Source organism: Amycolatopsis sp. NPDC003676, assembly GCF_053587275.1.
Genome location: NZ_JBSFNS010000021.1, coordinates 43,619 through 55,919 on the forward strand (window position 1 = coordinate 43,619; position 12,301 = coordinate 55,919).

A 12,301-nucleotide genomic window follows, 5' to 3' on the forward strand; every position below is an offset into this window, starting at 1 on the left:
GAGCGACCGAGATGGACGGAGGCCCGAGATGCGTGGCATCGAGCCCCACCGAACGCCCATGTCGGCCGGTCAGCCAGCCGGCGGTCGAAGCCTGGGAGTCGCAGTGGTCGACCCCATCCCGATTTTCCGCGAGGGCATCGCGGCGATGGTGCACCGCACGCTGGGCCTGCACTGGTCCGGTCAGGCGGCGAGCCACCACGCGGCGATGCAGTTGTGCGAGCAGGTCCGTCCGGACGTCGTGATCCTCGACTCCGCGCTCGACCCCAACTGCCATCTCGCGAAGCTGCTCAACGCGGGCGACCCGGCACTCGTGCTGGTCACCCTCGTGCGCGACACCAACCGCACTCAGCAGTACCTCGCCGCGGCCATCGGCGCGGGTGCGCACGCGATCGTGCCGCGTGCGGTCGATTCCCGGCGGCTCGCCGAGGCGGTCCGGCGGGCGCACCACGACCGTCGTTACATCGACCCGGCGTTGTCCGCGCTCACCGCGCGGCCCAAGCGCGAACCGTCGCCAAGAGCCGCTCCGGTCGACGGGCACCTCGTGCAGCCCAAGGGCGCCATGCCGCTGTCCCGGCGCGAGTATCAGGTCTTGCAGCTCGTCGCCGAAGGGCTGGAGAACTCCGGGATCGCGAAGCTGCTTTTCCTGTCCGTGGAAACCGTGCGGACCCACGTGAAGAGCATTCTCCGCAAGCTTTCCGCTCGCGACCGGACACACGCGGTGACCATCGCGTTCCGCAGCGGCATCCTCGTCCCCCAGCTCGACGACAGCGCCGGTCCCCCGGCGGTGCAGGAGGCCGTGGCGCGCAGCACCCGGTAAGGCCGACCCCTGGTCGACCCGTCATTCCGAGCGAATTGCCACCCCTGGAAGGGCGGATTCGCTTGCTCTGGTTACTGGTAGGTAATATCCTGATGTTACCGGCGAGTAAGGGAACCAGTGCCCGGCCGGAAAGCCGAACACGACACGGAGTGACGACATGGGCCACTACAAGAGCAACGTCCGAGACCTGGAGTTCAACCTCTTCGAGGTACTCGGCGTGCAGGAACGGCTCGGCAAGGGCGTGCTCGCCGAATCGGACGAGGAGACCGCCCGCGGCGTCTTGTCCGAGCTGAACAAGCTCGCCACCGGCCCGCTCGCCGAGTCCTACGCCGACGCGGACCGCAACCCGCCGGTGTACGACCCCAAGACGTTCAGCGTGACGATCCCCGAGTCGTTCAAGAAGAGCTACAAGGCGCTCATGGACGGCGAATGGTGGCGGCTCGGCCTCACCAACGACCTTGGCGGCTTCGGCCTGCCTCCGACGGTGCAGTGGGCCGCGGCCGAGTTGATCCTCGGCGCGAACGCCCCGCTGTTCATGTACCTGGCGGGCCCGAACTTCGCCATGATCGTGGACAAGAACGGCACCGAAGAGCAGAAGCACTGGGCTCAGCTGATGATCGACCGCGGCTGGGGAGCGACCATGGTGCTCACCGAGCCGGACGCCGGTTCGGACGTGGGCGCGGGCCGCACCAAGGCGGTCAAGCAGGAGGACGGCTCCTGGCACATCGACGGCGTGAAGCGGTTCATCACCTCGGCCGAGAACGACATGGTCGAGAACATCATGCACCTGGTGCTGGCCCGTCCCGAGGGTCCCGGCATCGAGACCAAGCCGGGCACCAAGGGCCTGTCGCTGTTCCTGGTCCCGAAGTTCCACTTCGACTCGAAGACCGGCGAGCTCGGCGAGCGCAACGGCGCCTACGTCACCAACATCGAGCACAAGATGGGCATCAAGGTGTCCACCACGTGCGAGCTGACCTTCGGGCAGCACGGCACCCCGGCCAAGGGCTGGCTCCTCGGCGAGGTGCACGACGGCATCGCGCAGATGTTCCAGGTCATCGAGTACGCCCGGATGATGGTCGGCACCAAGGCGATCGCCACGCTGTCCACCGGTTACCTGAACGCGCTGGAGTACGCCAAGGAGCGCGTGCAGGGCGCTGACCTGCCGAACATGCTGAACAAGGCCGCGCCGCGCGTCACGATCACGCACCACCCCGACGTGCGTCGTTCGCTGATGCTGCAGAAGGCGTACGCCGAAGGCCTGCGCGCGATCTACCTGTACACCGCGTCCTTCCAGGACCAGCTGTGGACCGGGGAGGGTGACGAAGCGGCCCTGAAGCTGGCGCACGGCGTCAACGACCTGCTGCTGCCGATTGTCAAGGGCGTCGGCTCCGAGCGCGCCACCGAGCAGCTCGTGCAGTCGCTGCAGACCCTGGGCGGTTCCGGCTTCCTGCAGGACTACCCGATCGAGCAGTACATCCGCGACGCGAAGATCGACTCGCTGTACGAGGGCACCACGGCCATCCAGTCGCTGGACTTCTTCTTCCGGAAGATCGTCCGCGACAAGGGCCAGGCGCTCGCGTTCGTGGCCGGTGAGATCACCAAGTTCATCGAGTCCGAGGCGGGCAACGGCCGGCTCAAGAACGAGCGCGCGCTGCTCAAGCAGGCGCTCGAGGACACCCAGGCCATGCTGGGCTCGCTGATCGGCTACCTGACCTCGTCGCAGGAAGACCCGCAGAACATCAACAAGGTCGGCCAGCACACCGTGCGGCTGCTGATGTCGGTGGGCGACCTGCTGGTCGGCTGGAAGCTGCTGCAGGGAGCCGAGGTCGCGCTGGCCAAGCTCGACAACGGCGCGTCGGCCAAGGACAAGCCGTTCTACGAGGGCAAGCTGGCGGTGGCGTCGTTCTTCGCGAAGAGCGTGCTGCCGGAGCTGACCTCGCGCCGCGCCATCGTGGAGGCCGCGGACAACGCGCTGATGGAGATCGACGAAGCCGCGTTCTGATCGCACTGGCTGGAAAAATGCCCCGGTCCGCACCCGGACCGGGGCATTTTTCGTGCTTCCAGTGGCGGTGGCCGAAGGTGGGCGGTAAGCCGGGTTTGGCGCCTCGGGTTCCGGGTTAAACCGGTCGGGCCCGATCCTCTCGGCAGAAGGAGTTCGCCATGGCGGTTTCCGGCATCATCAGCGCGGTCGTGATCGGCCTGATCCTCGGCCTGCTCGGCAAGCTGGTCGCACCTGGCAAGCAATCGATCCCGATCTGGCTGACGATCCTGGTCGGCATCGTGGCCGCGTTCGTCGGCACCGCGATCGCGCGCGGGCTCGGCTACGCGGACACCAAGGGCATCGACTGGCTGGAGATCATCACCCAGGTCGTGCTCGCCGCGATCGGCGTGACGCTCGCCGCGAGCCTGTGGGGCAAGCGGCAGGTCAAGAGCTAGCTCAGTCGTTCAGCTCCGGCTCGAGCAGGCTCATCAGGTACATGTCGTGGTACTGGCCGTCGGGCCCGCGATGGCATTCGCGGTGCCTGCCGTCCTCCACGAACCCGACCTTGCGGTAGACGTGCCGCGCGCGCTCGTTCTCGGCGACCACCCAGAGCGCGATCAGGTGCAGCCGCATCACGTTGAATCCGTACCGGCACATGAGTTTCAGCGCCTCAGTGCCGTATCCGCCGTCCCAGTGGTCGGTCTCGCCGATGTAGATGTCCAGCTCGGCGCGGCCGATCTCTGGGCGCGCGTCGCGCAGGTCGACGACGCCGATCAGCTTGCCCGCCTCGATCGATTCGATGCCGAGCACGACATTCTCGTAGGTGTTCACCGGGCGGTCCTCGCCCCGCTTGCGCAACTGGGCGAGCGAACGCGGGTAATCACCGGTCATGTACTGGCCGACCGCGGGGTCGTGAATCCACCGGTAGATCGATTCGGCGTCCGACGGTTCGATCGCCCGCAGCCGCACTAGCTTCCCCGTGAGCATCGCGCCCCTTATTCTCGTTTAAGCACAAGGAAATCCGTGACGCCGACCAGTCTGAGGAACTGCCGCACCCCGGGCGGCATCGGCCGGCGCGATTCATCATGCACGAGTTCCGGATCACGCACGCGGTATTTATGGCCGCGCGTGATCACCTCCGCCTCGCCCGCGGCACGGACGTTGCGGACCCAATCGGCGTCGGGCCCGTAGGTGAGCGCGACGACGAATCCGTCGTCGGTGCGGAAGATGTTCAGCGGGGTGCGGAACTCGCGGCCGGACTTGCGTCCGCGGTGCACGACCACCCCGAATCCGGGCAGCTTGCCGGCGAAGGGTTTCGTGACCCGGTTGGTGACCACGCGGTTGAACCGGGCGAGACGTTCGGGCAGGACCATGCCGCCGAGCCTAATTCGATAGGTGTGGAATTTCCTGCCGGAGACGCGCTGTGCACCTGGCCGAGCGGGTCTGGTGGGATGGGCCCGCAGCCGAACGCGAGGTGGGGAGCGGGTATGTCGCAGGACTGGCGGATGAGGCAAGAACCGCACACGGAGGTGCTCGTCGCGCGGGGCCTGATCGAGCATCCGGAAAAGCTGGATCACGTGCTTCTCGACGACGAGGAGGGCTGGTTCGTCAGCGACGGTTCGGAGTTCGGCGACGACCCGGAGCTCGACGAAGAACAGTTCGCCACGATGTGTCTCCACGACGTCGTCGAGAAGCTGCCGCAGCTGAAGGCACTGGCCGAGCTGCCCGCCGGGATGGGTGCGGAGTGGGACGCCGGGAATGGGACCTGGGTGCTGATCTCGCCGCTCGTCCCGAGCGACGACGAGGAGGCTCGCGCGTACCGGGAGGCCCGCGAGGCCGCTTGGCCGCACGCCGGGTCGCCGATGGACGAGGTGAACCTCAGCCAGGGGTTGATGGAGATCAGCACCGCGGCGGACGCTCCGGCCCGCAGCGTGCGGTACGTGAGCCGGGAAGAAGACGGCACGTGGATGTTCGTCGGCTTCGAGGTGCCCGACCCGGACGAGCAGACCGAGGTCGAGGTTGACACCCTCGAACTCGGGCACGTGGCGCAGCTGTACCCGGACGTGGTGGAGCTGCTGGACGCGGAGCCGGGCGAAGTGTTCTTCCGCGAGGCGCCGGATGCCGAGTGGTTGCAGGTAATCGACGACGGGGAGTGAACATGTCCGAGGAATGGCCGCTGCGACAGGACCCGGAATCCCCGGTGATCATCGCGCACGAACTGGTGGAGCACCCGGAGAAACTGGCCTTCGTCGTCCTCGACGACGACGGCGACTGGTTCATCAGCGACGGCGCAGAGTTCGAAGAGGACATGGAGGTCAACCGCCAGGTGTTCGGCGCGATGGTCCTGCGCGAGGCGGTGGCGCTGCTGCCGCACCTGGTCGCGCTGGCCGACGTGCCCGCCGGGATGGCCGCGGACTGGGACCCGGAACGCCGCACCTGGCTGCTCAGCTCGGTGTCGGATTCCGACGACCTGGACGAGGACCTCGCCCACCGCGACGCCCGCATCGCTGCCTGGAGGCATCCCGGTTCGCCGCTGGAGGAAGTCCAGCTGAGCACCGGCTTGACCGAAATCGGCACGACCGCCGAGGCGCCGTCGCGGGCGGTCCGCCAGGTTGTTCGAGAGCAGGACGGCACGTGGCTGTTCGTCGGCTTCGAGGTCCCCGAGGCGGAGGATTTCGAGGTGGAAGGCTTGGAACTGGAACACGTCGTGCAGCTGTACCCGGACGTCGTGCCGGCCTTGCTCGCCGCGCCGGGCCAGGTGTTCGACCGCGCCGAACCCGGTGCGCCGTGGGAATTGGTGGAAGGCTGAGGGTCCTTTGTGGACCGTCTGAAATCGCAGACGCTTTCCGGTAGTCGTTGGTTGGGCGGCCCTGGCCGGATCGGTTCTACTGTGCCGACTCGCTCGCACGCCGCGGGCCGCTTCGGGAGGTACCGTCGATGACGACGAAGTCCGGGGATGGTTTGAGCCGCCGGTTGAACGGCAGGCACATCCGGTTCATTGCCTTGGGCTCGGCGATCGGCACCGGATTGTTCTACGGCTCGTCGGACACGATCGCCAAAGCGGGCCCGTCCGTGTTGATCGCGTATCTCATCGGCGGCGCGGCGATTTTCTTCGTCCTGCGTGCTTTGGGCGAGATGGCCGTCAACGATCCAGCCCCCGGCTCGTTCGGCGAATACGCGCGGAAGCATTTGGGCCCGCTGGCAGGCTTCCTGACCGGCTGGACGTATGCGTTCGAGATGGTGATCGTTTGCGTCGCCGATGTGACGGCTTTGGCTGTGTATATGGGATTCTGGTTCCCGGACGTGCCCCGGTGGATCTGGGTAGTGCTCACGATCCTGGTCATCGCCGCCGCGAACCTGGTCAGCGTACGGGTTTATGGTGAACTGGAATTCTGGTTCACCCTGGTCAAGGTAGTCGCCATCGTCGCCATGATCCTGGGCGGCGCGGCGATCCTGATCTTCGGCCTCGGCAGCACGTCGGGTGGTGTCACCAACCTATGGTCCCACGGCGGCTGGTTCCCCAATGGAATCGGCGGTTTCATCGCGTCGTTCGCCCTGGTGATGTTCGCCTTCGGCGGCACGGAGATTCTAGGCCTCACCGCCGCCGAATCCGAAGACCCACGCACAGCCATGCCGAAGGCGGTTAACACGGTTCCCGTCCGGGTTTTGCTTTTCTACGTGGCGACCCTGGCGATCATCATGATGCTGAACCCGTGGAACACGATCAGCACCTCGGGAAGCCCGTTCGTCCAAATCTTCGCCGGTCTTGGATTGCACTCCGCCGCAACGGTTCTGAACATCGTCGTGGTGACGGCAGCGTTGTCCGCGATCAACAGCGACATCTTCGGCGCCGGCCGAATGATCTACGGCCTGGCTCAGCGCGGCCAAGCCCCCGCGGTCATGGCCAGGGTTACGCGCAATGGCATCCCGTGGATGACCGTCCTGGTGGTCGCTGCGGCTCTGAGCCTGGCTGTGGTGCTGAACTATCTGTTGCCGGACAGCGCTTTCCTGCTGATCGCGTCGGTGGGCACGTTCGCGACGGTGTGGGTTTGGTTCATGATTTTGCTGACGCACTACCGAGCCCGCCGTCGGCTGTCCGCTGGGGAACAGGCTTCGCGGGAGTTCCCGGTGCCGTTCTGGCCGGTGGGTCAGGTTTTGACGATGGCGTTCATGGTGTTCATCTTCGTGGTGATGGCGTTCGCGGAAGACACCCGCCTGGCGCTGATCGTGGGAGTGGTGTGGCTGGCGGTGTTGTGCGGGTTGTTTTGGTTCCACCGCAGGGCGACTTCGTCGGTGGCGAAGGAAGACGCGATGACCGAGGCTGGATAGTCCGGAGCGTTCTTGCTTGAATCGAGCCATGCCGGACCCGAAGCTCAGTCTCGATCGGCCAGTGCTGATCATCGAAGGCGACGAGCGTTATGACGCGAGGCTGCGCTGCTGGACCGATCCGTACAGCAGATCAGACGCTTACCGACTCGAGTTGACGATACGTCCGGGGACCGACCCCGTTGTCGCGACCGGCCCGGACGCTTTCGAAGCCCTCGTCCGGTTACGCCGCCAAGTGGAGCCTCAGGGCCTGCGCATCGCAGTCCAAGGCTCCCGACTGGACACCTACCCCAGCGGCATGGCCCGAGACATGGGCGGTGGCTGGAGAATCTACGTCATGCACCCGGGGAAAGGTGCTGGCCTCTCCGACCTCGTGGAAACCTTCGACGAGGCACCAGCCGACCAACTGGCGACGGTCGAGGAGCAGGAGGCTTACTGGGAGGCGTGGCTCGGCGAGCGGGATGCGCGTCGCAGCTGATTCATCGAGTGTCCACAGTAGGCTTTAGACTTCTCGGCAGGGTGAGAGGATCATCCTCAACCAATGGAAACGCCGGGCGCGGCCGCTTCGGTGGTTGCTTCTCTGTCTCGCGTTTGCCTGCGGAGCCCTCGCTGGCTGCGCCGACTCGTCGCCGGCGAGTTCGCGTAACGCTACCCAAACTCGCCCGGAGATAGCGCTGCGCAGTTCGCATTCGTTGGGGTCACGCATGGTTGCGGCTAAGATGGGCGCATGACGACTAGCGAAACCCCGGATCCGGGCGTTCCTCGCGAAGAGGCTCGTCGTCTCCTCGAGGCCGTTCCCGACGAACGGGTGTCCGCTGCGTTGGCGGCCCTTCGTCAACTGGCGGAAGCTCCGCCGGATGCTGAGCCGCCTCGCCGTCAGTTTCGTACTGTGGGCGTGTTCGACGGCGAGCATGACCTAGGTCGGCGTGCCAAGGAAGTGGCCCGCCGCGAACTCGGCAGCGGATCGAGCAAGTCGGCGTGATTCTGGTTGACACCGGGGTCGTGGTGGCGATGGGCAACCGGAGCGAGGACGACCACGGAACTCTTGGCTTCAACGCTAGAACCGCTGGTCTTGCCGGAGCCGCTGCTCGTGGAGATCGGCTACATGCTCGGCTCGCGCGCCGGTGCGTCGGCAGAGGCCGACTTCCTTCGCGACGTCGCTCATGGGCTCTACACCGTCGAGTCGATGATGCTCGCCGACATCGCGCGGGCAGCCGACCTTGTGGAGAAGTCGCCGATCTCCCGCTGGGTACTGCCGATGCGTGTGTGGTCGCTCTGGCCGAGCGGCTTGGGATCACGCGGGTGGCAACCCTTGACACGCGCCACTTCTCGATCGTGAAGTCAAGGCATATCTCCGCTTTCACCCGGTTGCCTTGACTGCGGAATTCAGTCCGTAAGAAAAAGCCCCAGGTCCACAGTAGACACCGTGCGACCTGGGGCTTTCGCAAGAGAGCGGATGACGGGAATCGAACCCGCGTATTCAGCTTGGGAAGCTGATGTTCTACCATTGAACTACATCCGCAGTGCCCAGCCAGCATACACAACCTCGGCACCCCCATGTCCAGCGGGGCCACGCCTTGACGCCCCGGCCTCAAAGTGACAACACTTGTTGTCGACCCACGGAGGTGCGCGATGGACGACCCCGAGATGCCCCCGGAGATGTTCCGCCAAGGCGGGTTCCGCCTGGCAGCCCGGACCCGAGGTGCCACTGCGGACGAAGCGCAGCTCAAGAGGCTCCGGACCTTCGCGCAGCAGGAAGACGCCCTGGCCGACGCCGTCGTCGAGTGGCTGCATCGGGAACCCCACAACCAAAGCCGGGTCGACCAGGCGCTCGCGGGCGAACCAGCGCCGCCGGAGCTAAAGCAGTTCATCGAGCACGTCGAAGCCACTCCGTACTGGGTCGACCAGGAAAGGCTCCTCCGCGGCGCGAAGGCGATCACGAGAGCCGGACTCCTCGGCCTCTTCCCCCTAGGCGACATGTCGCTCATGGGCGGTTACCTAGCCTCGCGAGCGACGAAATCCCTGGTCGGCACCGGCGAAATCGAGTATCGGGCACCGCGGCGGCTGGTGGAGACCGCGGCGTGGTGGATTGACGTCACGACTCCGGGGGCGCTCCGCAAGCACAGCACGGGGTATCAGGCCGCGCTCCGGATCCGGCTGGTGCACGCGCACGTCCGGCGCGCGATGAACAGCCGGCCGGATTGGGATTACGACCGGTGGGACCGGCCGGTCAATCAGGTCCAGACTGCGGGCACGCTCCTGCTCTTCTCGCTCGTCTACGTCTTCGGCACGCAACTCCTCGGCCTCCGCTACACCGCTCGCGAGAAGGCCGACATCCTCCACCTCTGGCGCTACGTCGGCTGGCTGATGGGCGTCACCGACGAGCTGCTGCCCGCCGACGAGGACGACGCCTGGCGGTTGCTCTGGATGCTGGCCGCCACCGAATTCATCCCGGACGACGACTCCAAACGGCTCGCCCGCGCCCTCGTCGACACGCACGCGGCGATCGGCGAGGGGCGCGGGGCCGCCGGCAAAGTGCTCGCGCAGGTGAACGTCGGCGTGCATTCCGCGATCAGCCGGCTCGTGCTCGGGCGGGACAACGCCGACTTTCTCGGGCTGCCGGACAACCCGGTCGCGCAGGCCGCGGTGCTCGCCGCCGCGGGGGTGAATTACGCGGCGGAGACGGTCCGCCAGCTCGTCCCCGGCGCGACTGCGCTGCAGGAAGCGCTCGGGGCGTTCGGGCGCCGGCGGTACCTCAAGCGGATGAACGCGGTGTTCGAGCGGAGGGGTGCCCCAGCCGCGCCTGCCCGCCCGATAGGCTGCATCCGTGCTGCTCAGTGACCGTGACCTCCGCAAAGAGCTCGACGCCGGCCGTCTCGGCATCGACCCCTTCGACCCTGACATGGTCCAGCCGTCCAGCATCGACGTCCGGCTCGACCGTTACTTCCGGGTCTTCGACAACAGCAAATACACCCACATCGACCCGCAGCTGCAGCAGGACGAGCTGACCTCGCTGGTCGAAAAAGAGGGCGACGAGCCGTTCGTGCTGCACCCCGGCGAGTTCGTGCTCGGGTCCACCTTCGAGCAGGTCTCCCTCGCCGACGACCTCGCCGGACGGCTCGAGGGCAAATCCTCGCTCGGCCGCCTCGGGCTGCTCACCCACTCCACCGCGGGCTTCATCGACCCCGGCTTCTCCGGGCACATCACGCTCGAGCTTTCGAACGTCGCGAACCTGCCGATCACGCTGTGGCCCGGCATGAAAATCGGCCAGCTGTGCATTTTCCGGCTGTCCAGCTCGGCGGAATTCCCGTACGGCTCCAGCGAAGCGGGCTCCCGCTACCAGGGGCAGCGCGGGCCGACGCCGAGCCGGGCGTACAAGAACTTCCACCGCGTCGACACCTGGCGCTAAGCCGCCTTCACCGGGGCCGCCCAGTCGATCCGGTGGTCCCACATGAACCGGTTCGGGTCGTCGGCGGCCGGTTTGCGCACGGCGCGCGCGATGAAGAAGTCGCGGAGCACCCGGCCGATCGGTCCGGGGGCTTTGGCGTCGCCGTTGCGTTTTCCTTGGGCCACAACGGCTTCCACTCGCTCGCGGCGCAAGGCCTCGAAGGTGGTCAACGCGGCCGCCGGGTCGGACACGTCGCGCAGGCACATCGCGAGCGTCACCGCGTCCTCGATCGCCATCGCCGCACCCTGACCCGCTGCCGGTGACGTCGCGTGTGCGGCGTCGCCGATGAGGCCGATCCGGCCGCGGTGCCACACCGGGACCGTCGGGAAGTCGTACGTCGCCCACGGTTCGTAGATGTTTTCGCTGGCCTCGATGATCGCGGTGGCCGGAGTGCGATCCGGGCGCACCAGGTCGAGCAGCCGCTTCCGCCAGCCGGGCCCGCGCATCGCGGCGAGGTCGGATTCGGTCGGCTCGGCAGCGTGCGGCACGTTCGCGAACCACCAGACCGCGCCGTCTGGAGCGAGCACGTGCGCGAAGAACGCCTTGCGGCCGAACACCATGTGCATGATGCCCGGCTGGTCGTCGAGATCGAGGCCGCGCGCGAAGCCGCCGGTGTTGAGCAGCGGCACGTATCGCGGCGACGGCGCGGACGGATCAAGGATTCCGCGGACTGTCGACCGTAGGCCGTCAGCGCCGATCAGCAGGTCACCTTGGGCTTTCGTGCCGTCGGCGAAGGTGGCGGTGACATCGTCCGCCGTTTGTTTGGCGTCGGTCAGCCGCTTGCCGAACTCCGTGCGCACGCCGCGTCTGGCCGCCTCGTCGCGCAGCGCCACGTAGAGGTCGGAGCGCAAAACGGTCTGGCTCACCGTGCCGTCCGGCAGCGGTCCGCCGAGCGGGAACTCGCTGAGCTTGCGCCCGTTGCCGAGCCCGAGCGTCATCCGCGGCGTGTCGAAGCCCAGGTCTTGGACCAGCGGTTTCAGGCCTAGCGGCGCCAATGCGTCGAGGCCGTTCACCGCGAGCGTCAGGAACGCGCCGACCCCTTCCGAGCTGCGGTCGTACGCCTCGTACAGCACCGGTTCGTGGCCCACCTCGTGCAGTGCGATCGCGGTGATCGCCCCCGCGATGCCCCCGCCCGCGATCAAAACTCGTGCCATGGTTCGTCCCCTCGAATATCTTGGAAAGTAATTCGTTCTGTCGAACTAAATAGTCCGCTAGACTCCCGGGCATGTCAAGCGAGCGCGAGAACCTGGTCGCTGAGCTGCTGAATCGTTCGCGGGTGCTGTCGACGGAGACGGTCATGTTCCACACCGCCATCGCCGAACAGAGCGGGCTCTCGGCGGTCGAAAGCAAGGTCACCGACTACCTCGCCCGGCTCGGCCCGCTTACGCCGAAGGAGTTGGCCGAGTACGCCGGGCTCGCGCCCGCGTCCGTCACCGCGCTGGTCGACCGGCTCGAGCGCAAGGGCATCGTCAACCGGATGCCGCATCCGGACGACCGGCGGAAAGTCCTCGTCGGCATCAGCCAGGCGAACGTCGAGCGCGCTGCCCCGCTCTGGGACTACACCGTCGCGGCGATGAAGTCGCTCGCGGCCGGTTACTCCGACGAGCAACTCCAAACGGTGATCGGCTTCCTCGATCAGGCAGCGGCGATCACCCACGAGTCAACCGTGCGTCTCACTCATCGCTCAGCGGAGTGAGGTAATCCCACTGCCGGGTAGGAAATCGCCGCG

Annotated in this window: 15 protein-coding genes and 1 tRNA gene; 12 read left to right on the top strand and 4 right to left on the bottom strand. The window is 66.7% G+C overall.

Annotation, left to right across the window (positions count from 1 at the left end):
- Positions 1–28 precede the first annotated feature (28 nt).
- The 3 genes from ACWDNU_RS15870 to ACWDNU_RS15880 all read left to right on the top strand — a co-directional run bounded on the left by ACWDNU_RS15870 (position 29) and on the right by ACWDNU_RS15880 (position 3,253).
- The gene (locus ACWDNU_RS15870; RefSeq protein ID WP_344287626.1) at positions 29–817 is read left to right on the top strand and encodes a response regulator transcription factor; all 789 of its coding nucleotides are present in this window, start codon (positions 29–31) and stop codon (positions 815–817) included.
- Between the two features lie 157 nt (positions 818–974).
- The gene (locus ACWDNU_RS15875) at positions 975–2,819 is read left to right on the top strand and encodes an acyl-CoA dehydrogenase (protein ID WP_449669353.1); all 1,845 of its coding nucleotides are present in this window, start codon (positions 975–977) and stop codon (positions 2,817–2,819) included.
- A gap of 158 nt (positions 2,820–2,977) precedes the next feature.
- Positions 2,978–3,253 (top strand): GlsB/YeaQ/YmgE family stress response membrane protein, encoded by a 276-nt coding sequence (locus ACWDNU_RS15880; RefSeq protein WP_370932973.1) that lies wholly within the window; start codon positions 2,978–2,980, stop codon positions 3,251–3,253.
- Between the two features lies 1 nt (position 3,254).
- Here the strand turns inward: ACWDNU_RS15880 and ACWDNU_RS15885 are convergent, their stop codons facing one another.
- Both ACWDNU_RS15885 and ACWDNU_RS15890 read right to left on the bottom strand, forming a co-directional pair.
- The gene (locus ACWDNU_RS15885; protein ID WP_344287622.1) at positions 3,255–3,785 is read right to left on the bottom strand and encodes a GNAT family N-acetyltransferase; all 531 of its coding nucleotides are present in this window, start codon (positions 3,783–3,785) and stop codon (positions 3,255–3,257) included.
- A gap of 8 nt (positions 3,786–3,793) precedes the next feature.
- A complete protein-coding gene (locus tag ACWDNU_RS15890; RefSeq protein ID WP_449669354.1) occupies positions 3,794–4,171 on the bottom strand; it encodes a nitroreductase family deazaflavin-dependent oxidoreductase in 378 nt (125 codons plus the stop codon).
- A gap of 132 nt (positions 4,172–4,303) precedes the next feature.
- On the opposite strand from ACWDNU_RS15890, the gene ACWDNU_RS15895 reads away from it, so the two are divergent.
- The 6 genes from ACWDNU_RS15895 (at position 4,304) to ACWDNU_RS15920 (ending at position 8,463) form a co-directional block, all read left to right on the top strand.
- A complete protein-coding gene (locus ACWDNU_RS15895) occupies positions 4,304–4,954 on the top strand; it encodes a hypothetical protein (protein ID WP_370932978.1) in 651 nt (216 codons plus the stop codon).
- A gap of 2 nt (positions 4,955–4,956) precedes the next feature.
- The gene (locus ACWDNU_RS15900) at positions 4,957–5,607 is read left to right on the top strand and encodes a hypothetical protein (RefSeq protein ID WP_449669355.1); all 651 of its coding nucleotides are present in this window, start codon (positions 4,957–4,959) and stop codon (positions 5,605–5,607) included.
- A gap of 128 nt (positions 5,608–5,735) precedes the next feature.
- A complete protein-coding gene (locus ACWDNU_RS15905) occupies positions 5,736–7,127 on the top strand; it encodes an amino acid permease (protein ID WP_449669356.1) in 1,392 nt (463 codons plus the stop codon).
- A 28-nt stretch (positions 7,128–7,155) separates the two neighbouring features.
- Positions 7,156–7,602: a hypothetical protein gene (locus tag ACWDNU_RS15910; RefSeq protein WP_449669357.1), complete on the top strand. Its 447-nt coding sequence runs from the start codon at positions 7,156–7,158 to the stop codon at positions 7,600–7,602.
- 249 nt (positions 7,603–7,851) lie between these two features.
- Positions 7,852–8,106, top strand: a complete 255-nt coding sequence (locus ACWDNU_RS15915) for a hypothetical protein (protein ID WP_370932984.1) — start codon at positions 7,852–7,854, stop codon at positions 8,104–8,106.
- A 90-nt stretch (positions 8,107–8,196) separates the two neighbouring features.
- Positions 8,197–8,463 carry a hypothetical protein gene (locus ACWDNU_RS15920; RefSeq protein ID WP_449669358.1) on the top strand — a complete coding sequence of 89 codons (267 nt, stop codon included), beginning with the start codon at positions 8,197–8,199 and terminating at the stop codon, positions 8,461–8,463.
- 112 nt (positions 8,464–8,575) lie between these two features.
- On the opposite strand, the gene ACWDNU_RS15925 is transcribed toward ACWDNU_RS15920, so the two are convergent.
- Positions 8,576–8,646: transfer RNA gene (locus ACWDNU_RS15925), tRNA-Gly, on the bottom strand.
- A gap of 110 nt (positions 8,647–8,756) precedes the next feature.
- On the opposite strand from ACWDNU_RS15925, the gene ACWDNU_RS15930 reads away from it, so the two are divergent.
- Both ACWDNU_RS15930 and dcd read left to right on the top strand, forming a co-directional pair.
- Entirely contained in the window at positions 8,757–9,965 is a 1,209-nt protein-coding gene (locus ACWDNU_RS15930) for an oxygenase MpaB family protein (protein WP_449669359.1), read from the top strand.
- Positions 9,952–10,533, top strand: a complete 582-nt coding sequence (dcd, locus tag ACWDNU_RS15935) for a dCTP deaminase (RefSeq protein ID WP_116199417.1) — start codon at positions 9,952–9,954, stop codon at positions 10,531–10,533. The genes ACWDNU_RS15930 and dcd overlap by 14 nt, the downstream gene beginning before the upstream one ends.
- On the opposite strand, the gene ACWDNU_RS15940 is transcribed toward dcd, so the two are convergent.
- Positions 10,530–11,726: an FAD-dependent oxidoreductase gene (locus tag ACWDNU_RS15940; RefSeq protein WP_449669360.1), complete on the bottom strand. Its 1,197-nt coding sequence runs from the start codon at positions 11,724–11,726 to the stop codon at positions 10,530–10,532. The two genes, dcd and ACWDNU_RS15940, sit on opposite strands and share 4 nt — an antisense overlap.
- 71 nt (positions 11,727–11,797) lie before the next feature.
- Between ACWDNU_RS15940 and ACWDNU_RS15945 the strand changes: the two genes are divergently transcribed.
- Positions 11,798–12,268 carry a MarR family winged helix-turn-helix transcriptional regulator gene (locus ACWDNU_RS15945; protein WP_449669361.1) on the top strand — a complete coding sequence of 157 codons (471 nt, stop codon included), beginning with the start codon at positions 11,798–11,800 and terminating at the stop codon, positions 12,266–12,268.
- Positions 12,269–12,301 lie beyond the last annotated feature (33 nt).

Coding starts and splice junctions, on each gene's coding strand:
- ACWDNU_RS15870 (WP_344287626.1), top strand. CDS start 29: ATGCGTGGCATCGAGCCCCACCGAACGCCCATGTCGGCCGGTCAGCCA.
- ACWDNU_RS15905 (WP_449669356.1), top strand. CDS start 5,736: ATGACGACGAAGTCCGGGGATGGTTTGAGCCGCCGGTTGAACGGCAGG.
- ACWDNU_RS15900 (WP_449669355.1), top strand. CDS start 4,957: ATGTCCGAGGAATGGCCGCTGCGACAGGACCCGGAATCCCCGGTGATC.
- ACWDNU_RS15875 (WP_449669353.1), top strand. CDS start 975: ATGGGCCACTACAAGAGCAACGTCCGAGACCTGGAGTTCAACCTCTTC.
- ACWDNU_RS15945 (WP_449669361.1), top strand. CDS start 11,798: ATGTCAAGCGAGCGCGAGAACCTGGTCGCTGAGCTGCTGAATCGTTCG.
- ACWDNU_RS15915 (WP_370932984.1), top strand. CDS start 7,852: ATGACGACTAGCGAAACCCCGGATCCGGGCGTTCCTCGCGAAGAGGCT.
- ACWDNU_RS15895 (WP_370932978.1), top strand. CDS start 4,304: ATGAGGCAAGAACCGCACACGGAGGTGCTCGTCGCGCGGGGCCTGATC.
- ACWDNU_RS15885 (WP_344287622.1), bottom strand. CDS start 3,785: ATGCTCACGGGGAAGCTAGTGCGGCTGCGGGCGATCGAACCGTCGGAC.
- ACWDNU_RS15890 (WP_449669354.1), bottom strand. CDS start 4,171: ATGGTCCTGCCCGAACGTCTCGCCCGGTTCAACCGCGTGGTCACCAAC.
- ACWDNU_RS15880 (WP_370932973.1), top strand. CDS start 2,978: ATGGCGGTTTCCGGCATCATCAGCGCGGTCGTGATCGGCCTGATCCTC.
- ACWDNU_RS15910 (WP_449669357.1), top strand. CDS start 7,156: ATGCCGGACCCGAAGCTCAGTCTCGATCGGCCAGTGCTGATCATCGAA.
- ACWDNU_RS15930 (WP_449669359.1), top strand. CDS start 8,757: ATGGACGACCCCGAGATGCCCCCGGAGATGTTCCGCCAAGGCGGGTTC.
- ACWDNU_RS15940 (WP_449669360.1), bottom strand. CDS start 11,726: ATGGCACGAGTTTTGATCGCGGGCGGGGGCATCGCGGGGGCGATCACC.